We start from the raw sequence: 19,016 nt of genomic DNA on the forward strand, positions 1-19,016 counted from the left end.
TTCTTGCTGCTTATGCGTCCTAGACTCTATCCTCTCTCCTAGTTCTTAGCTTCTACATTACTAACTCCTTTTTTTCCTGTCATGCTGAATAAACAAGAGTTCCGCAAGTTCGCTGTGAAAGGCCAGGGCCTCAGCGGCCTAGGTGTGGATCAGTATCTGCATCATATTGAAGGTCAGGCTGCTGATTTAACGCTGCCTACAAACATGACCCGTTCGGTTATTGAAGAGCGTCCAACGCGTTTCGCGGAAATCGACGTGTTTTCGCGTTTGATCATGGACCGGATCGTGTTCCTTGGCACAGCCGTCGACGACTATATTGCGAACATCATTACGGCTCAGTTTCTGTTCTTGGAGTCGGTAGATGCCAAGAAGGACATTCTGCTCTACATCAACTCACCCGGTGGTTCGGTATATGCTGGCCTTGGCATTTACGATACGATGCAATATGTAAACCCCGACGTGGCTACGATCTGCACAGGTCTTGCCGCCTCGATGGGAGCTGTATTGCTAGCTGGCGGTGCTAAAGACAAGCGTTCGGCGTTGCCCCACGCCCGCGTTATGATTCACCAGCCTTCGGGTGGCGCACAAGGCCAATCGTCGGATATCGAAATCACGGCCCGTGAGATTCTGAAGCTCAAAAAAGAGCTGTACGACATTCTGGCGCAGCACACTGGCAAAACCTACCAGGAAATCCACGATAACTCGGACCGCGACTACTGGATGCGTGCCGATGAGGCCAAAGAGTACGGTCTCATCGACGAGGTACTGGAGAAAAAGAAGGCGTAAGCGTCTCTCATTCCAATTGCTGGCCGAAACTAAGTCTAGTTGTTTGTGTTTTCCACTTGCAGTTCTTCTTGAACAAGCCCGTAAAAAAGAAAAAGCTCGCTTCGGCGGGCTTTTTCTTTTTTATAGAGACTCGACTGTGCAGGCACTTTTTTCCTGATGCACGGCGTTGGCCTTTTCGTACCTTTGAGGTAGGTTAATGAAATTAGCTTATTCTCCTCTACTCTGAGAGTTCCTTAACAATGGCAGATATAACGTGCTCCTTCTGCGGGAAGAGCAAAAAAGACGTTTCGGTTATGATTTCCGGCATTAACGCGCACATTTGTGAGCGGTGTGTAGGACAGGCCCAACAAATTCTCAATGAGGAGAATAAGATTCGATCGAACTCGAAGACACCGAAGTTTAATTTGGTGAAGCCGCGGGAGATGAAGGAGTATCTCGACCAGTACGTAGTAGGACAGGACGAAGCCAAGAAGGTGATGTCGGTGGCGGTGTACAACCACTACAAGCGTCTAATGCAGAAGCCGCAGAAAGACGACGTAGTGATTGAGAAGTCTAACATCATCATGGTAGGCGAAACCGGTACGGGCAAAACGTTCTTGACCCGTATGCTGGCCAACATCCTCCAGGTGCCTTTCTGCATTGCAGACGCAACCGTGCTAACCGAAGCAGGCTATGTAGGCGAAGATGTGGAAAGCATCCTGACGCGCCTGTTGCAAGCTGCTGATTACAATGTAGAGGCTGCCGAGCGAGGCATCGTCTACATCGATGAAATCGATAAAATTGCTCGCAAAAGCGACAACCCAAGCATCACGCGCGATGTGAGCGGCGAGGGTGTACAGCAGGCCATGCTGAAGTTGCTGGAAGGTACTACCGTAAATGTACCGCCACACGGTGGCCGCAAGCATCCCGAGCAGAAGATGATTACGGTGAACACCGAGAATATCCTCTTCATTTGTGGTGGGGCTTTCGTAGGTATTGAGCGCATCATCAAGAACCGTCTCAACACCAAGCCGATTGGCTTCGCCAAAACGCAGCTTGAAGAAAAGATTGATACAGAAAACTTCCTGCGTTATGTAACGGCTCAGGATTTGAAAGCCTTCGGGTTGATTCCGGAGCTTATCGGCCGTTTGCCCGTTCTGACGCACCTCAACCCACTTGACCACGCTACGCTGCGCAAGATTCTAACGGAGCCTAAGAACTCTATTGTAAAGCAGTATCAGCGGCTATTCGACATGGAGGGCATTCAGCTCTCGTTCACAGAAGGCGCCCTAGAATATATCGTCGTCAAGGCCGACGAATATCGTCTTGGTGCTCGTGGCCTGCGTTCCATTTGCGAAGGTATCATGACGGATGCTATGTTCGACATGCCTTCGGAAGTAGATGCCAAAGAGTTGATAATTGATCTTGACTATGCTCGCAGCAAATTTGAGCAGTCACCAATGAAGCAGTTGAGAGCAGCTTAATACTCTTCGCTTCTAGCACAAAAAGCCCGAACTAGAAAGCCAATTGGCTTTTCTAGTTCGGGCTTTTTGTTTTCGAGCACCAAATGACTCCCGTGAATTAGGAGTATATACTATGCAGCAGTAAGTGAAACCTGCATAATTACTCTAATTAAATTGTAGTTGATGCGAAGAAAGATACTAGCACAGATTGGTACCTATATCTGACCGCTAACTTTCAAGAAAACGATGCAGATTCTTGTAGAAACCTACAGGTGTTAAATATTCTTCCCACACCTCTCTTGCTCTTTTTTGCATTTCAAGGAATTCCTCCTCGGAAATCTTACTGTGAAACTCTTGCACTATAGTATCTACTTTGTCTACGTCCTTTTCTTCGACCCACACGCAATACTTTTTCCAATCAATCATTTCATCGAAAGGCAGTGCGCTATCGGTGTCGACAAATACAGGAATCCGACCACAGCACAGTGTCTCGAAGAAGCGGACAGAGTTATTACCTATGCCCCGAATACACAACGTATAATCGCTCTCAAGAATATTCTCTACAAAGTTTTTTCTGAAGTCGAAATTACTTTCGGTTGTATTGCCAGTATTTAAACCTCCAGTAGGGCCGAAAGCGAAATTGCTTTTTAGTATAAAGTTGGGAGTTATTTTATTGGATTTCTGCAGTCCTATTATTGATCTAGCTCTGTATGAGTGAGATATTTTATCTGGAAATTTCTGCAATAAGCCAGCGTAGTTGGCTGCTAATTTCAAGCTGCTAATAATTTTTTCACGGCTCATCTTGATATTCAACGGTGGCGCGTAACCGCAGAAACCAATGACTGGTTTGGCACCTTTTTTACGGGGCCGTGGTTTGCCATCATTATACTTTTCAAGGAAATCCTCGAAAAAATGAGGCCATGAATGTATGTTCTTAGCTTGAGTTGATTTGCTTATGGCGCTATTAAATAGAATGGCATTCTTAACGGGTATGTTGATATGCAAGACATCATGCCCGACAAAAATTAATATCTTTTTATTGTGGCTTTCAACCTTTTGAATGAACGGAGCTATTTTCTTCTCGAAGCCTGCTTGATCAAATAATACATCGTAAAAGATTGGCAGCAAGCAGGCGTCACATTCTTCGATACTTGTTAATTCAATAAGGTCCTTGCCAACTCGTTGATATTCATCAAAGCGGCCTTGCCGAACTGCTCCAGATTCATCTTCTTTATTAAACGTCCCCACAAAGGGAATAAGTAATTCAATTGGATGACCCTTGTCTAAAAGACTTAAATCTGTGTGAAGCTTAAGTTTCATATTTACCTTTTCAGAGGTTTTGATTTCAGGTCTTTTCAGGCTACAAAATACTAGCCACTGTATTTGGGCACATTATAAGCATATATACCTTATACTTATTCATATAAGGAGCTAAGCAGGTTTATAATTTGGGGGCGAAATCCGTTTATTTCTGCAAGTAACCAATCATTAGTTTCGCCGCCTTTTCGGCTGCTCGTTGCTGGCCTAGCTTCTCCCGGATTTCGGCATAGCCCGTCTTTTGCCGGGTTATGAACTCATCGTCGGTTAGAATCTTGCGAAGTTCTTTTACAAGGTTGCGGGAGTTAAACTCGCCTTGAATAAGCTCTTTTACGACTTCCCTATCGGCAATCAAATTGACCAAGGAGATATAGGGCACTTTGATGACGGCCTTGCCAATGGCATAGGAAACAGCGCTAGTGCGGTAGCAAACCACTTGTGGCACACCAAACAAAGCTGTTTCGAGGGTGGCGGTGCCGCTCGTGACTAGAGCAGCGGTAGCGTGAGCAAGTAGGTCGTACGTCTCGTTGAAGAGGATGCGGACGTTGTTGCGCTCGAAATGGGCGTAGTAATTCCGGTCGAGGTTATCGACGCCGGCCACAATGAATTGGTAGTCGAGGAATGGCGGCAGGATGGCTACCATTTCGTAGAGCATTTCCTCTATCTCCTGTTTGCGCGAGCCAGGTAGGACGGCTACAATCTTTCGGTTTGGGTCGAGGTTATTGCGCTGATAGAAGTCGTCGCTCTTTTGGTGCTCGGCCACGGCATCCGCGGTAGGGTTCCCGATGTAGTCAACGCCGTAGCCGAAACGCTGGTAGAATTCCTGCTCGAAAGGCAGAATAACGAACATCCGGTCGACGATTTTCTTGACTGTGTGAACCCGGCCTTGATTCCACGCCCAAATTTTGGGCGAGATATAGTAAAACACTTTGATGCCATGCTCCTTGGCGAACCGCGCTACCCGCAGATTAAAACCAGCATAATCAATCAGAATCAGAACATCAGGTTGGTAGTCTAGCAGGTCGCGCTGACATTCTTTCAGGTAACCCCGAAACTTAAGGATGCTGGTGGCCGCCTCCCAAAAGCCCATGATGGCCATTTCCTGGTAGTGGTGCACAAGTGTGCCACCTTCGGCCTTCATCATGTCGCCGCCCCAACCCCGAAAAGCGGCTTCAGGATCTTGCTGACGTAAATTGCGCATCAGGTTGGCGGCGTGGAAGTCGCCGGACCGTTCGCCAGCTATCAGGTAGTACTTCAATGGGTTAAATGGTTGAATTGTTGAACTGTTAAATGGCTGAACCGTTGACTTCGCGGGCTTTGAGCGGGCATCACTCAATGGTTCAGCCATTCAACCATTTATTCGCCGAGGTATTCTACGAAATTGCGGGGCGTTTCGTAGAGCTTGATGCTGTGCAAACGGGCAGTGGAAATCCGCTCGATTTCGGGCTCTAATATCTTCCAGAAAGCAATGGCCAGGTTTTCCGTACTAGCCATTTGATCTTGCATGAAGGGTACATCGAGGTTAAGGTTCTTGTGGTCAACCTGGTCGATGATATGGGTCCGAATGAGCGTGCTGAGTTGTTTGAGGTCGATAACAAAACCGGTTTCCGGATCGGGCTTTCCCTTCACGGTCACGATGAGGTCGAAATTATGGCCGTGCCAGTTGGTATTGGCACAGGGGCCGAACACCTCACGGTTCCGCTCCTCGCTCCACTTCGGATTGTAGAGCTTGTGGGCCGCGTTGAAGTGTTCCTGCCGACTGATGTAAATCATTGGGTATTGCTTGATGATGACTGATTGCTGCAAATAACTGTTCTCCCAAGGGTTGCGCACTCTACAACAAGTGGCAGTACAAGCTTTTTTACCTGGCAAACTTTTGCTTGCTGACGCAAAGAAGTTGTGTGACTACCAAGTGCGAAAAAGCCCCTATGTGAGACGAGAAATCGGCATCAGCCTTTATTTCGCAGCAAATATACGAAGAACGGTACGCCGAATAGGGCCGTGACCAACCCTACTGGTAAGCCTGCCGGCGGATAAAGCAGCCGCGCCAACAGGTCGCAGGCTAAAAGGAAGTTGCCGCCGAGTAGCACGCAGAACAGCGGATTGGCTCGCCCGGTAACGCCCAACAACCACCGGGTAAGGTGCGGCACGACCAGCCCCACAAAGCCTATGGGTCCGCACAAGGCAACCACACAGCCCGTTAGAACGGAGGCCGTAAGCAGTAGCAGCCAACGGGTGCGAGCCACGTCAACTCCTAATCCCTGAGCCCTCTCCTCCCCTAGCAGCAGAATGTTGAGGTCTTTTTGCAGGAACACAAATAGTCCCAAGGACGCCGCTAAGGCTACGGCGGGATAAGGCAGCACATTCCAACCGGCTCGCTCAAAGCTGCCAGCGGCCCAAAATGTGATACTCCGTAACTTCTCCTGTGTAGCCGATAAAAAAGTAAATACCCCGCCGATGGCCGTAGTAAGCGAGCCAACAGCCACGCCCGCTAGTAGCAGTTGCGTTGGAATAATCTGTCCTCGTTTCGTACCGACAGCTACGACCACCAATGTAGTGCCCAACGCACCGGCAAGCGCAAACAACGGCGGCAGATAGAAGCCACCTAACGTGAGGCTAGATAAAAAGGAAAAACAGAAGATAGCTCCTAATGAAGCCCCCGAGGCCGTTCCAAGCAGATAAGGATCGGCCAGCGGATTGTTAACCATGGCTTGCATGAGGTAGCCACTGAACGCCAAGCCGCCCCCGGCCAGTAGCGCCAGCAAGATGCGGGGCAACCTGAGCTCTGCCAACACCAGATGCGTAGGGTCCTGCGGGTTGTAGTGCATAAGGGCGCGGCCGATGAGCGCATAGTCGGTGTCGTAGCTGCCTATGCGCATGCCCAAAACGACCAGCACGAGTGTCAGGAGCAGGCTGGCCAAAATCCAGGGCAAGGCAGGTCTGTTCATGAGGCTGTGGGTGGTTTCGTAGGGGCCTATGGAAGCAGCGTAGAATTAGCGGCTCGTTACGATTCGCTGTAGCTCACGGACCGATTCCACTACCCGCGGACTGGGGCGTTCCATCAGGTTGCCGGTGATGCCATAGACGCGGCGCGTTTTGTAGGCGTTGATGCGCTTCAGCTCAGGGTAATTTTTGAAGAAAGTGCTATCCAGCTTGCCAAAGCTCCCGCCGATGAGCACGTCAGGATTTAACTTCAGGATATACTCGCGGGTGAGAGCTGGGTAGGGCTGCGCAAACTTTTCGGTTACGGCGTTCTGGCCGCCGGCAATCTTCAGTTTATCGGTGAACAGCGTGTTTTGGCCATACACATAGATAGGGTCTTGCCACGTAATAGCCAGCACGCGCGGGCGCTGCTGGGTGGCAGGCGTGGATTGGGCTACGGCCGTTAGCTCTGCCTGTAGCGAATCGGTGAGGTGGCGGGCTTGGGGTTGCCGGTGCAGGATGCGGCCTAGGTCACGCATGCCGCGGAACACGTCGGGTAGCGTCTGGAAGCGTTGGTAGTACACAGGAATGCCGAAGGTTGCCAGCCGTGCCGCGTCGTCGAGAGAGGTAATACCTTCCACCGTAAAGACGATGTCGGGGTGCAGGGCCACCAGCTTTTCCATATCCAGCGGATAACTACTGACGATGGGTTTGCGCAAGGCCGCCGCTGGATAATCGCAGTTCTGGGTGCGGGCAATGATGGTGGCCGTGTCGGCTATGGCGTACAACATTTCGGTGGCGGAGGGCGCCAAGGCCATGATGCGGCGTGGCTGCGCGGCTACGGTTAGTTGGCGGCCTAGGTCGTCGCGGAGCTCCTGCGTTTGTGGCTGCGTGGTGGCTGCGTCAGGAGCCGTAGTTGAACGGGAACGGTCGGGCTGGCAGGCCATTGGCAGCCACAGCAACGGCAAAAACTTCAGGAACTGACGCAAAGAGGTGGGAAGCATGGCCGCAAAGGTAAGAGCCAGACACTGCCCCGGCAGGAAGCTTCGACCGCCAAAATGAATTGGTTCGGCGCTTTGGCTTCGTACTTAGCTAAAGGCACTAACATGGACTGTATTCTGCTGATTGAACCACTGCTTCAGAAGGCAGTCAGTAAAATTGATGATACTTTTGGTGAAAACTCTGCCTTATGATAGTTGTCACCGGAGCGGCTGGCTTTATTGCTAGCTGCCTTGTCACTCGCCTTAACGCCGCCAACTTCAACGACATCGTGGTGGTGGATAACTTCGCCGTGGAGCAGAAGCTCGCCAATCTTAAAGGCAAGCATTTGCGCGAATACGTGGACCGCACCGAGTTCTTTGATTGGCTGGATACCAACCACGAGCAGGTGGAATTCATTTTTCACCTAGGAGCCCGCACCGATACCACCGAGCAAGACCGCGCCGTGCTGGACTTGCTGAATCTAAACTACTCCAAGCAGATGTGGCAGGCATGCTGCCGCTACCAACTGCCCCTAGTATATGCTTCTTCGGCGGCCACTTACGGCTCGGGTACCCTCGGCTACTCTGACCACGACGACGCGCTACTGTCCCTCTATCGGCCTCTCAATCCGTACGGTGACTCGAAAAACGAATTCGACAACTGGGCGGTTAATCAGCTGGAAAAGCCTTTCTTCTGGGCCGGGCTGAAGTTTTTCAACGTCTATGGCCCCAACGAGTACCACAAGGGCCGGATGGCGTCGGTGATTATGCATGCCTTCCAGCAAATCCAGAAGACTGGCTCGATGACGCTCTTCCGTTCGCACAACCCCGACTACACCGACGGCGGCCAGATGCGCGACTTTGTGTATGTGAAAGACGTGGTGGAAGTGTGCTACTTTTTGATGCACCACCGCCAGCATTCAGGCATCTACAACCTGGGCACCGGTGAAGCGCGTACTTTCATGGATTTGGCCCTGAATACCTTCGCAGCCCTTGGGCGAACCGCCGACATCCAGTTCCGCGACACGCCCGAAGACATCCGCGACAAGTATCAGTACTTCACGCAAGCCGACATGAGCAAGCTGCGCAGCATCGGCTACGACCGGCCTTTTACTTCACTCGAAGACGGTGTTCAGGACTACGTGCGCAACTATTTGGTGCCTGGTGTCTACCTGTAATCGAACACCTAGGCTGAGAATAGAGCATTAAATCAACCTACAATTGCGGCATTTGAGCTTGCTTCGGCAGATTGGGTGAACCCACGGTTGGGCTACTGGTTTTGTATGGGTTCTATAGGTGTTAGGCTTTGGAAAGCCTACTGGAACATCCATCTTTTAGGCTCGCACCATAATAAGTAGTATAGCACTTCTTCTTTATTGACTCCACGGATTAACTAGGGTACAATCTAACCGTTTCCGCACTCCTAATTACTTTGTCTTGCAGCAACGCACCATTACAATTTTAGGCGGCGGGTTTTCGGGCTCGATGTTGGCAATTCAGTTGGCGCACTTGCGCCACCCGCTAGCTGGCACCGTTCATGTAGTTGAACCACGCCCGGTGCTGGGACCCGGTTTGGCTTACCTCGACCGCCGACCCGAGCACTTGCTCAACGTGCGGGCTCCCAACATTAGTGCATTCCCTGACCAGCCCAATCATTTTATTGGTTGGCTGCACGCAACGGGCAGGCCCGTTTGTGAAAATAATTTTTGCCCCCGCCAGACTTACGGGCGCTACCTGCAGGATTTGACAACGACTATCCTGGCTGGCCCTGCATCTAATGGGCTTCGGTTTGAGTGGCACCAACAAGCTGCCATTGGCGTGGAAGTAGCTCCAAACCACCAAACGGCGACAGTGCGCCTTGGAGACGGCACCGAAATCGAGAGTGATGTGGTGGTGTTAGCCCTCGGCAACTTCCCGCCGCTAACCGTACCAGGGGCAGGCGCTAGCCTCAACCATCCGGGCTTTCATAACAACCCATGGGCTGAAGGCGCCCTACGCACTATCAAACCCGACGACGAGGTAGTGCTTATCGGCTCGGGGCTGACAGCGGTGGACGTAGTGCTAGGGCTGCGCGCTGATGGACACCGGGCGCTTATTACGGCGGTATCGCGCAACAAACGGTGGCCCGTTAGTCATCAATCGTATGGGGTGCCTTATCCTAGTTTTTACGAAACTAAGTTGCGAGGCCTGCATACCGTTGGAGAGGTGGTAGCTGCGGTTCGTCAACAGGTTAGAGAAGCAGCCGAACAAGGCACCCCTTGGCGAGCCGTTTTCGACTCGTTACGGCCTCATCTGGGTGCCATATGGGCGGCTTGGCCGCTAGTGGAGCAGGCTCGTTTTATACGGCACTTGTCTTCCTTGTGGTCAGTGCTGCGACATCGGAGCCCTCAGCAGAACGATGCGGCACTGCATGAGCTAATCGCCGCTGGCCAATTACAAACACAGGGTGGCCGGGTACGGGGCATCAAGCCAGTTGGTGATACACTGCGCGTCCAAATCGAGCGCCAGGGGACTAGCACCTACCTTACGCCTCGGCACGTAATCAACTGCACCGGGCCTCTGCTGGACTACACCCGCATTCAAGACCCGCTAGTTGTTCAGTTACGGACAACCGAGCATTTACAGCCAGACCCGTTGCGGCTGGGTATCCTCACCGATGAGCATGGTGCGCTCCTAAACGCCGCTGGTGAGGCATCCGCACTGTTTTTCACTTTAGGCCCAAGTCGCCGACCTGCTTACTTTGAATCGACGGCGGTGCCAGAACTACGGCAGCAAGCAGTGGCACTAGCGCAAGAGTTAGGCTGCCGCTGGAATGCCAGTCATCAATAGCTGGATACTACCCTTTGCTTGGTGGCAGTAAAAAGAAAGACCGGCCTTACGAGGCCGGTCTTTTCGTTTCTATTGATAGAAGGAAGGAGCGTTAAGCAGCTATTTCGTCTTCCTCAGGATAAAGCGGCACCACTGGCGTCTCGGGCACAGCGGGTAATGAAGGTATCAGCGACGGCGCAACAGTATAGGTTGCGTTGTTGCGACGTAAGGCGCGCATTAAAAGGTATCTGTACTTCTCTGCGTCGGCAAGGGCGGCTTCTACGGCGCGAAGCGCATCGTTGTACGCTACCACAGGCACCGATTCGGCGGATTCGCCCGTGGGATACGTCAGGTCAAAAACCGGGCACTGCAGGTATTCGGCGGGCGTTTTCATAAGAGCAAATTACTAAAAAAGCAGGAATGAATTTCTATATCTGTACAACAGACCAACTATGATTTTCATTCCGTTGCAGGCCACTTTTTCAGCACTTAATTCTTTTATTAAAAACCTTATAATCAGTTCTTTATAGACAAAATCAACTTGCCGCATTGAAGACTATCATCCATACGACGGAGGGCTTTTTCGCCCTCCGCTAGCGGGAAGGTTTGGTCTATTACGGGCACTAGCTGATGCTGCTCGACAAAGCGCACCATTTCTTTGAAATCTTGCTCGGTACCCATAGTAGATCCGAGTAAGGAAAGCTGTTTCCAGAACACCTTGCGCAAGGCTACGTTGGGCACGTCGCCATTGGTAGCACCGTAGAATACGATACGAGCGCCGGGAGCAGCGGCATCGAGCAAGTCGCCGAAACCAGGGCCGCCAGCGCTGTCTACTATTACGTCGAACCCACCGCCAGCTTGTTTGCTGAGCGCAGCAGCCCATTTCTCGGTTTTGTAACTGATGCCTCCTTTGGCGCCTATGGCTACGGCTTTTTCAATTTTATCTTCCGAGCCCGACGTCACCCATACCTCAGCTCCGGCCACTAGCGCCATTTGTAAAGCCAGCAAGGCTACCCCCCCTCCTATTCCGTTGATGAGCACTCGTTCGCCGGCTTGCAAGGCAGCTCGCGTGAACATTGCCCGATAGGCAGTAACACCACCGAGCGGTAGCGCGGCCGCCTGCTCGAAAGACAGGTGCGCGGGCTTAGGCTGCACGTAGTGGGCAGGCACGCACACATATTCGGCAAATGTGCCGTCGTGCGGTAGCCCTAGGATGGCAAAGTCCCGGCCTTGGGCGGCCGGCTTGTCGCCCCAATTATGGCCGGGGTTGATAAGCACTTCTTGGTTGCGCAAATCCTCGTTTACTCCTTCACCTAGCGCTGTTACAATGCCTGCTCCATCAGAACCCACAATAATGGGAAACTTCAAGCCAGCGTATTGCCCTTTCTGAATCCAGACGTCGCGGTGGTTGAGAGCGGCAGCGTGCAGTTGCACTTGGACCTCACCCGGACCCGGTTGGGGTGTGGATACTTCGCGTAATTGAATGACTTGATTGATACCATCAAGGACGAGAGCTTGCATGAGTTGGAAACTAGGTGGGAAAATTGCTGGTGCAGCGTAAAAGGTTGAAGCTATAAGAAACGCTGTCGGAGGGCTGGCGTAGGCAGCATACAGGCGTCGCGGTGGCCAAACCACTGGTAGCGGTGCCGCGCCACAAAACGATACGCCCAATCGCGCACCGGCCGGGGCAACACTATAGCAGCGTATAGCCACGACCACAGCCCACTTAGCTGCCGCAGAATGCGCAGAGCCGCTGTGGAGTGCGTGTATACTTGGCCTTGTTCAATTAGTATCACCGTTTCGGGCTCCACTACAGGAGGTAGACCGTGCGCGGCCAGCAGTTCCCGGCCAGCCTCCGATTGCAGGGAAGTGAAATGAAAATGCTCTGCAGGGTCGTGGTTGATAACAAACTGCACAAAGCCGTTGCAGAGGTTGCAAACGCCATCGAATAGGATAACGGCAGGGAGAAGAGCCATAGAAGCGGAAAATATGACGAAGTAAGCCTGATGTAACAGGTATTGTCAGCTAGCAGCAATACGTAGACCACAACAAGCTGTTCGGCACTCACTAAACTCGATGATAAGCAGGAAGCTTTTAGGTTAAGATATTGTTACTTAATATTAAATAATACAGATGTATAAAGCCATAATTTTGTTTAAACATCTGAATAATAAGCATATTCCGTATTTTCACTTAGTCTTGAAATAGGAAAAATCGGTATTAATACAGCATTAAAATCCTCTTTGCATTCTTGTTATGCCCGTATAGCGAAAGAAGTTTTCCGCTACCTAAACATCTTTCTGCGCTATGAAAAAAAATTGGTTACTGGCCATTCCGGCCGCCATCCTGAGCTTATCGTTGGGTATGACTTCCTGCGATGACGACGACGGAACAAGCACCCCATCTACCACCTCTGGCACTACCAGCGGTTCTACAACTGGAACAACCTCCGGCACTACGTCGGGCACTACCACCAGCACGACTAGCGGTACTACAACTGGAACCACTTCAGGTACTACAGCTGGTACCACAACCAGCGGCACTACCACTTCAGGCACTACTTCAGGCACCACAGCTGGTACTACCACCAGTGGCACCACTACTTCGGGTACTACGGCCGGTACTACAAGTGGCACTACCACTTCAGGCACCACGGCCGGTACAACTACCGCAGGCACTACAGCCGGTTCGACCACAGGCACCACTTCTGGTACGACTAGCGGCACCACCACCTCCGGCACGACTACCAGTGGCACAACGGCGGGTTCAACAACCGGCACCACCTCGGGCACTACAGCCGGCTCAACTACAGGTACCACGAGCGGCACTACAGGCGGAACTACAGCTGGTAGCACAACCGGCGGAACCACGGCTGGTACTACTGGAGGTACGACTTCGGGAACCACAGGTGGTTCAACTACCGGCGGTACCACGTCGGGCTCAACGGGCGGCACTACTTCAGGTACTACGGGTGGCTCTACTACCAGCACCACGGGTGGTACTACTTCGGGCACTACAGCCGGCTCGACTACCGGAACTACCTCGGGTACGACTGGTGGCTCAACAACTGGTGGAACTACCTCAGGCACCACCTCTGGCTCGACTGGCGGCACCACCTCAAGCACAACCGGAGGTACTACCTCGGGTGGTGGTACCACTTCGGGCGGGGCACCACCGGTGGAGGTGGCGGCACTACCTGATTGATTCACTAATTCTGCGTTCGGCCGCACAAATGATTCCTGTTATGGACCATCTGTGCGGCTGACTCGTAGAAGGGTGCTATTCACATCTTTCCACTTTCCTTCCCTCTTATGTACAGACCACGTTTCAACTTCCTAGCAGCAGCCATTTTCGGTGCGGCACTTTCTCTTAGCTCTTGCGGCGGCAATGGCAGCGCCTCTGAGTCGAGCACTGGCTCGGGTGATGCAGCCACCGATTCCGATGCCAACGGCAGCTCTGATATCAACGGTACCTCCAACACAGCTATGGATTCGGTGAGTACGGGCGACGTGTCCAATGGCGACGACGCAGCCGCTGGCGGAGCAACCGGTGGCGCAGCAGGAGGCAGTTCAACCTCGGGTACTACGGGTAGCACCACCAACGGTGGTACCATGAGCAACGGCCCTGTTTCGACGGGCACGGGTGCTGGCAGCACTAGTGGCACAACCGGAGCAGCTGGCGGATCAGGTGGTACTACCTCCGGAACTGGTGGCGGTTCAACGACTGGTCAGTAGCCTTGAAAGCAAATAAAATTTGGGCAATCAGGGGGTTGTCTATACATATCAGCAACTCTTGCCCCGTATAAACCCGTAGACATGGGACTGAAGCGGTAGCTCAGCAGGTATTTATCGCTGTTTTCGTCGTTGGAAAAATTCAGTATTAATTCAAACTGCATTTTTCAACCATAACGAGTTGAACAGTCGTATAAGCCCCATTGCCACCCTTCATCTAATTGATTCTACATCCACCTTGTTTTTTTCGCTATGAAAAAGTCTTCATTCTTCCTTTCCGCCGCATTCGTTGCCGCATTAGTAGCTTCTTCCAGCGTATCTGCTTTAGCTCAAACTACCACTAGCGGCAGCACTTCGGGTTCTACCTCGGGCTCGACCACAAGTTCAACTTCTGGCACGACTGCTGGTCGTACCACTTCGGGTTCTACCACCACAGGCACTACTTCGGGCTCTGGCTCGATGACCGCTGGCAGCACTAGCGGCTCGATGACTTCGGGTACCACTAGCGGCACCTCGACCATGGGCACGACCTCCGGTACCACTTCCGGTTCGTTGACGTCGGGCACCACCTCCGGCACTACGGCTGGAACTACCACGGGCACCACGTCCGGTACTACCGCCGGTAGCACTTCCGGCTCGATGACCTCGGGTTCAACTTCAGGCACCACTTCGGGTTCTACCTCGGGCTCGATGGGCACTACTTCCGGTTCGGGTTCGATGGGTTCAACTTCGGGCTCTACCAGCGGTTCGGGTTCCATGACTTCGGGTACTACTAGCGGTTCTTCTACTTCGTCTACTTCGGGCCGTACCACGGGCCGTTCGAAGTCAGGCAGCAAAAACTCAGGCCGTAGCACCAGCGGCAGCACGTCAGGTTCTTCTACGAGCGGCGGTACTACTTCAGGCTCTACCAGCGGCAGCACCACCCGCTAAGGGAAATGCCGGCTTACCTTATTTAGTCGGCCGAAAGGGCGGAAAGGCTGATCATCTGAAACGGTGGTTGCCTTTCCGCCTTTTTTTGGCTGTCCGTTTCTGAGTTGCCCTACCTTACCCTATGCTCCAACTGCTTACTGTTCTTCGTCGTCCTTTTGTATTCGACTTACGCGCGCTGGCCTTATTGCGGGCGGCTGTAGCGGCCGTCGTGCTAACTGACTTAGGCATTCGGAGTACAGACCTCGAAGCGCTTTACTCCAATATGGGAGTGCTACCGCTGCAAGTGTTGTTCGAGCACAACTGGAATCCTTACGAATTCTCGGTGCACAGCAGCAGCGGCTTGTGGCAAGTACAGGCCGTTTTGTTTTTGATAGCTGCGGTGGCAGGTATTGCCATGCTGCTCGGTTACAAAACCCGACTAGCTACAGCTATATCGTGGATACTGTTGGTCTCGCTGCAAAACCGCAATCCGCTCATCTCTCAAGGCGGCGACGATTTACTGCGAATGCTGTTGTTTTGGGGCTTCTTCCTGCCGTGGGGCCGCGTTTACTCGCTAGATGCCCGCAAGCAGCCTGCCCCTACCGACCTCAAGTATTTCAGCGCGGCTACCATTGCGTATGTAGTGCAACTGGCGCTAGTGTACTGGTGCACAGCACTCCTAAAAACAGGTGCCGAGTGGAGCCGCGAAGGAACAGCCATCTACTACGCCCTCAGCCTCGACCAAGTGCTGATGCCGGGCGGCAAGCTTATTTACCCATACCCGGACCTGCTGAAGACACTCACTTTTGCCACGTATTACCTGGAAAAGTTCTTACCCTTCATCCTGTTTCTGCCTTTTTGGGTGCCTTTCTGGCGGATACTGTTTGTGGTTATCATGTTCGGCTTTCACGCGGGCATTAGTTTGACCTTGTTTGTGGGACTGTTTTTCTTGATCAATATGGCCTCGGTGCTTGGCTTGTTGCCGCCCGTTGCTATGGACTGGCTGGAGCGCCGCTTGGTGCCGGCTGCCCAACGGTTGAGGCCACGCGTAGCCGCACGGCTGGCACCTTTGCAAAGCCGTCTAGCCACTTGGCGGCCCATCAAAGTACAGGTGGCCTCAACGCTGGAACTGTCGGCCGGCTTTCACCGGCTGCTACGGGCCATGCGAAATGGCTTGGTAACCGGCATTCTGATTTATGTATGCTGGTGGAACTTCGACAACATTGTTGATCCGCGTTGGACGATGAGCGAAGGATTTCGGTGGCTGGGCTTCCTGGTGCGCGTCGATCAGCATTGGGGTATGTTCGCGCCTACGGTGTTCAAAGACGATGGCTGGTACATCCTGGATGCTACTACCGTCGATGGCCGTCACCTCGATCTGAACCGTAAAGGAGCCCCCACCACGTACGAGAAGCCGGAATCGGTCATGCGGCTTTTCAAAAACGACCGGTGGCGCAAGTATTCAGAGAACTACCTGTTTGTCTCGAACACCTACATGCGTCCTTATTACTGCAACTACCTCTTGCGGATTTGGAGCGAAAACCCGGCAAATCCACCCCTGCGCCACCTCGACGTCATTTATATGAAGGAAGTGTCGCAGCCTGATTACAAAGTAGTAACCCCCACGCGCGAAGTGCTTTGCGGCTGCGACGCCGAAGTGCCAGCGCCGGAAGCACCGAAAGCCGCGGCCGTATTACCGAACTAGAATCGGGCTTTGCGGCGAGCGGTGTGTCACTATTGGTGCCGTTAGCCCGTACGCTATTTCACCGGCTGCTTATTTTCCATCCTCACCCTAAAAAACTATGTCCAACAAAGCCAACCGCGCCAATACCCCCGCGCTGCAACACGTTACGGCGGGCCTCTGGGGCCTGCGCGACGTATTCGCGAACCTATACTTTGTGCGCGACTCTGATCTTCCCACCGACTCGTGGGTGCTTATTGATGCTGGCCTTCCGGGCTCGGGCGAAAAAATCCAACGCTCAGCCGAGGCACTTTTCGGGCAAAACAACCCACCTGCTGCCATCCTGCTCACGCACGGCCACTTCGACCACGTTGGCGCTTTAGGGCATCTGCTTACAGTTTGGCCTAATGCGCCGGTGTACGCGCACTCGCTAGAGATGCCGTACCTCACGGGTCGCTCTTCTTATCCCCCACCCGACCCAACGGTGGGCGGCGCTATGTCGGCATTGTCATTTTTGTACCCTAAGAAGCCTATCAACCTAGGCACGCGCGTACAGAAGTTGCCCGCTGATGGCACGATTCCAAACCTGCCCGGTTGGCGCTGGGTGCACACGCCGGGCCATACGCCGGGTCACGTCTCGTTTTTCCGGGAGCACGACCATGTTTTGGTAGCCGGTGATGCCTTTGTGACGGTTGAGGCCGAATCAGGAATAGCCACTTGGTCGCAACGCCAAGAGGTGAATGGTCCGCCTGCTTATTTCACACCCGACTGGCAGCACTCCCGCCATTCGGTGGCCTTACTGGCGGGTCTGGCTCCTTCTTTGGCTGCTACCGGCCACGGTATTCCAATGGAAGGCGAGGAACTGCGCCAACAGCTTGCTGACTTGGTCGAGCACTTCGACGAAAAAGCCGTGCCAGTTCGCGGCCGCTATGTTGGCCACCCTGCTATAGCCAACGAAAACGGCGTGGTATCGGTACCACCGGCTGCTTCCACCAACTTGCCGGTGTGGCTAGTGGGTGCGGGCTTGGCTGTGGTAGGCGGTATCTGGCTGTCGCGCAACCGCAACAAGATTTCCGGCTACAAGCCCCGCTCCAAAAAAGAAAAGGCGTACTCGTCGTCCACTATATACCGCGGCTAGCGTAGCTGTCTCGTTCTTGCCCCGTTGTCTCCACCCGGAGAGGACGGGGCAAGTCTTTTGTAGAAGGGGTCCGTAACGCATGTGGCAGAGACCCCACTATTTGTTGGTCTCCAACTCCTTGCGGATGGTGCAGGGTTGCGGTAAAGTGAAATTGCCGAGGTGCTACGCCCATGAAACCGCAACCGCAGTGCCTTGCAGTACGTTCGCTGAAGCAGCGGGTACAGTTCCGACAGTTTGCGCTCGTGCATCTCCTTTGTTTTCTCTACCATCCAACCTAATACCTATGAAACGACTTCCCCACCTGCTAGCGCTGCTGGCCATAGTAGCACTTTCGGGCTGCGATGCGCAAAACTCACCTGGCAAAGACGCCGCGCGCGAACAAGATTTCAGCTCGATGCCTCCAGCCACTGCCAACGAGACTGACCGCGACAGTATTTCTTCCCAAGAGCGAGTTGAGAAGCCCATTGGTAAAGGCTCAGCTGCTGACCAAGCAGCTTCCGGCTCAGGCAGTATGCAGCAAGCTCCCGGCGACGTTAGCTCGCCTACCAGCCAGATACCCACCGAGTCACCTGAGGTAAAAGGCACTGCCCGTAAGGCCGAATAAGCTTAACCAGACGCAAAAAAGCCCCGCTGATGTGTAATCAGCGGGGCTTTTTCATTTCAAGAACAGTTGCTTACAATGCCCGGCCAGCTGGCGAACCAGCATCCGTGCCTTTTGATAGCGCCAAGCCAGCTACCAGCACGAGCAAATCCTCGATTCCGCCTACCACAGAAACGGGTAATCCTGATTGAGCCGCCGATTCTTTGCGCAAGAAAAGACTGCCGTATGTAGCGGCCACTGCTACTGCGCCGCCCACTAGGGCACCCTTAAACACACTATCGTGGTTGACTTTGTAGAGCGTGGCGCCAATTAAGGCTCCTGAGAGCAAGCGGCCAGTGAGGACGGGAGGCGAGGTGCGGTCGGGCGCTTGAGGAAGTTTGTCGCCTACCATTTCGCCGGCGGCCATGAGCTTGAGGCCAGTTGCAACCCAAGGCTTTTGCAGCAGCCGCAAAGGCGAATTGGCCAGGGCCCTCGGATTGAACTTGCTAAGATTGTCGCTGAGCAGTGCTGGGGCAGTTATGCTCCGGAAGCCAGCCAATGCGCCCAAGCCTACGGTTTGCCAAAAATACTTCTGCATGATGATAAGGAAGTCAGTGGAAGAAAAGCTTCTCCTTGAACGGCAAATCTGCTTTTACGACCAATTGTTACGCCCCCTTCTTTTCCAACGAATTACGACAGCCATATTCTGCGCAATAGTGCTG

The 19,016-nt window shown here is 53.0% G+C and carries 19 protein-coding genes; 9 read left to right on the forward strand and 10 right to left on the reverse strand.

Annotated elements, in window-relative coordinates:
* The first annotated feature begins 81 nt into the window (after window positions 1-81).
* Window positions 82-786, forward strand: coding sequence for a ClpP family protease (locus tag MUN86_RS16225; protein WP_280640529.1), 705 nt, complete (start codon window positions 82-84; stop codon window positions 784-786).
* A 239-nt stretch (window positions 787-1,025) separates the two neighbouring features.
* Window positions 1,026-2,249: an ATP-dependent Clp protease ATP-binding subunit ClpX gene (clpX, locus tag MUN86_RS16230; RefSeq protein ID WP_245119103.1), complete on the forward strand. Its 1,224-nt coding sequence runs from the start codon at window positions 1,026-1,028 to the stop codon at window positions 2,247-2,249.
* Between the two features lie 207 nt (window positions 2,250-2,456).
* Here clpX and MUN86_RS16235 read toward each other — a convergent pair whose 3' ends face one another.
* From MUN86_RS16235 to MUN86_RS16255, 5 genes are all read right to left on the reverse strand, one after another.
* Window positions 2,457-3,548: an exostosin domain-containing protein gene (locus MUN86_RS16235; protein WP_245119104.1), complete on the reverse strand. Its 1,092-nt coding sequence runs from the start codon at window positions 3,546-3,548 to the stop codon at window positions 2,457-2,459.
* 145 nt (window positions 3,549-3,693) lie between these two features.
* Window positions 3,694-4,803: a lipid-A-disaccharide synthase gene (lpxB, locus tag MUN86_RS16240; RefSeq protein WP_245119105.1), complete on the reverse strand. Its 1,110-nt coding sequence runs from the start codon at window positions 4,801-4,803 to the stop codon at window positions 3,694-3,696.
* 98 nt (window positions 4,804-4,901) lie between these two features.
* Complete coding sequence (locus tag MUN86_RS16245; RefSeq protein WP_245125770.1) at window positions 4,902-5,318, reverse strand: 6-pyruvoyl trahydropterin synthase family protein; 417 nt, start codon at window positions 5,316-5,318, stop codon at window positions 4,902-4,904.
* 176 nt (window positions 5,319-5,494) lie between these two features.
* On the reverse strand, window positions 5,495-6,493 hold the full coding sequence (locus MUN86_RS16250; RefSeq protein ID WP_245119106.1) for a FecCD family ABC transporter permease: 999 nt from the start codon (window positions 6,491-6,493) through the stop codon (window positions 5,495-5,497).
* 45 nt (window positions 6,494-6,538) lie between these two features.
* The gene (locus MUN86_RS16255; RefSeq protein WP_245119107.1) at window positions 6,539-7,471 is read right to left on the reverse strand and encodes an ABC transporter substrate-binding protein; all 933 of its coding nucleotides are present in this window, start codon (window positions 7,469-7,471) and stop codon (window positions 6,539-6,541) included.
* 185 nt (window positions 7,472-7,656) lie between these two features.
* Between MUN86_RS16255 and rfaD the strand changes: the two genes are divergently transcribed.
* Window positions 7,657-8,625, forward strand: a complete 969-nt coding sequence (gene rfaD, locus MUN86_RS16260) for an ADP-glyceromanno-heptose 6-epimerase (RefSeq protein WP_245119108.1) — start codon at window positions 7,657-7,659, stop codon at window positions 8,623-8,625.
* Window positions 8,626-8,884: 259 nt separating this feature from the next.
* Window positions 8,885-10,276: an FAD/NAD(P)-binding protein gene (locus tag MUN86_RS16265; protein ID WP_245119109.1), complete on the forward strand. Its 1,392-nt coding sequence runs from the start codon at window positions 8,885-8,887 to the stop codon at window positions 10,274-10,276.
* Between the two features lie 91 nt (window positions 10,277-10,367).
* Here the strand turns inward: MUN86_RS16265 and MUN86_RS16270 are convergent, their stop codons facing one another.
* From MUN86_RS16270 to MUN86_RS16280, 3 genes are all read right to left on the reverse strand, one after another.
* On the reverse strand, window positions 10,368-10,649 hold the full coding sequence (locus MUN86_RS16270) for a hypothetical protein (protein WP_245119110.1): 282 nt from the start codon (window positions 10,647-10,649) through the stop codon (window positions 10,368-10,370).
* Window positions 10,650-10,771: 122 nt separating this feature from the next.
* Window positions 10,772-11,776, reverse strand: a complete 1,005-nt coding sequence (locus MUN86_RS16275; RefSeq protein ID WP_245119111.1) for a zinc-binding dehydrogenase — start codon at window positions 11,774-11,776, stop codon at window positions 10,772-10,774.
* A 50-nt stretch (window positions 11,777-11,826) separates the two neighbouring features.
* A complete protein-coding gene (locus MUN86_RS16280; protein WP_245119112.1) occupies window positions 11,827-12,231 on the reverse strand; it encodes a thiol-disulfide oxidoreductase DCC family protein in 405 nt (134 codons plus the stop codon).
* Between the two features lie 331 nt (window positions 12,232-12,562).
* Here MUN86_RS16280 and MUN86_RS16285 point away from each other — a divergent pair, with 331 nt between their 5' ends.
* Both MUN86_RS16285 and MUN86_RS16290 read left to right on the forward strand, forming a co-directional pair.
* The gene (locus tag MUN86_RS16285; protein WP_245119113.1) at window positions 12,563-13,459 is read left to right on the forward strand and encodes a hypothetical protein; all 897 of its coding nucleotides are present in this window, start codon (window positions 12,563-12,565) and stop codon (window positions 13,457-13,459) included.
* A gap of 107 nt (window positions 13,460-13,566) precedes the next feature.
* On the forward strand, window positions 13,567-13,989 hold the full coding sequence (locus MUN86_RS16290) for a hypothetical protein (protein ID WP_245119114.1): 423 nt from the start codon (window positions 13,567-13,569) through the stop codon (window positions 13,987-13,989).
* A 326-nt stretch (window positions 13,990-14,315) separates the two neighbouring features.
* Here the strand turns inward: MUN86_RS16290 and MUN86_RS16295 are convergent, their stop codons facing one another.
* Window positions 14,316-14,909 carry a hypothetical protein gene (locus MUN86_RS16295; RefSeq protein WP_245119115.1) on the reverse strand — a complete coding sequence of 198 codons (594 nt, stop codon included), beginning with the start codon at window positions 14,907-14,909 and terminating at the stop codon, window positions 14,316-14,318.
* 128 nt (window positions 14,910-15,037) lie between these two features.
* Between MUN86_RS16295 and MUN86_RS16300 the strand changes: the two genes are divergently transcribed.
* The 3 genes from MUN86_RS16300 (at window position 15,038) to MUN86_RS16310 (ending at window position 18,318) form a co-directional block, all read left to right on the forward strand.
* The gene (locus tag MUN86_RS16300) at window positions 15,038-16,600 is read left to right on the forward strand and encodes an HTTM domain-containing protein (protein WP_245119116.1); all 1,563 of its coding nucleotides are present in this window, start codon (window positions 15,038-15,040) and stop codon (window positions 16,598-16,600) included.
* Window positions 16,601-16,697: 97 nt separating this feature from the next.
* Window positions 16,698-17,714, forward strand: coding sequence for an MBL fold metallo-hydrolase (locus MUN86_RS16305; protein ID WP_245119117.1), 1,017 nt, complete (start codon window positions 16,698-16,700; stop codon window positions 17,712-17,714).
* A gap of 283 nt (window positions 17,715-17,997) precedes the next feature.
* Window positions 17,998-18,318: a hypothetical protein gene (locus MUN86_RS16310; RefSeq protein WP_245119118.1), complete on the forward strand. Its 321-nt coding sequence runs from the start codon at window positions 17,998-18,000 to the stop codon at window positions 18,316-18,318.
* Between the two features lie 70 nt (window positions 18,319-18,388).
* Here MUN86_RS16310 and MUN86_RS16315 read toward each other — a convergent pair whose 3' ends face one another.
* The gene (locus MUN86_RS16315) at window positions 18,389-18,892 is read right to left on the reverse strand and encodes a DUF4126 family protein (protein WP_245119119.1); all 504 of its coding nucleotides are present in this window, start codon (window positions 18,890-18,892) and stop codon (window positions 18,389-18,391) included.
* Window positions 18,893-19,016: the final 124 nt, after the last annotated feature.

Origin of the sequence: Hymenobacter volaticus (assembly GCF_022921055.1) — a bacterium.
GTDB classification, from domain to species: Bacteria; Bacteroidota; Bacteroidia; order Cytophagales; family Hymenobacteraceae; genus Hymenobacter; species Hymenobacter volaticus.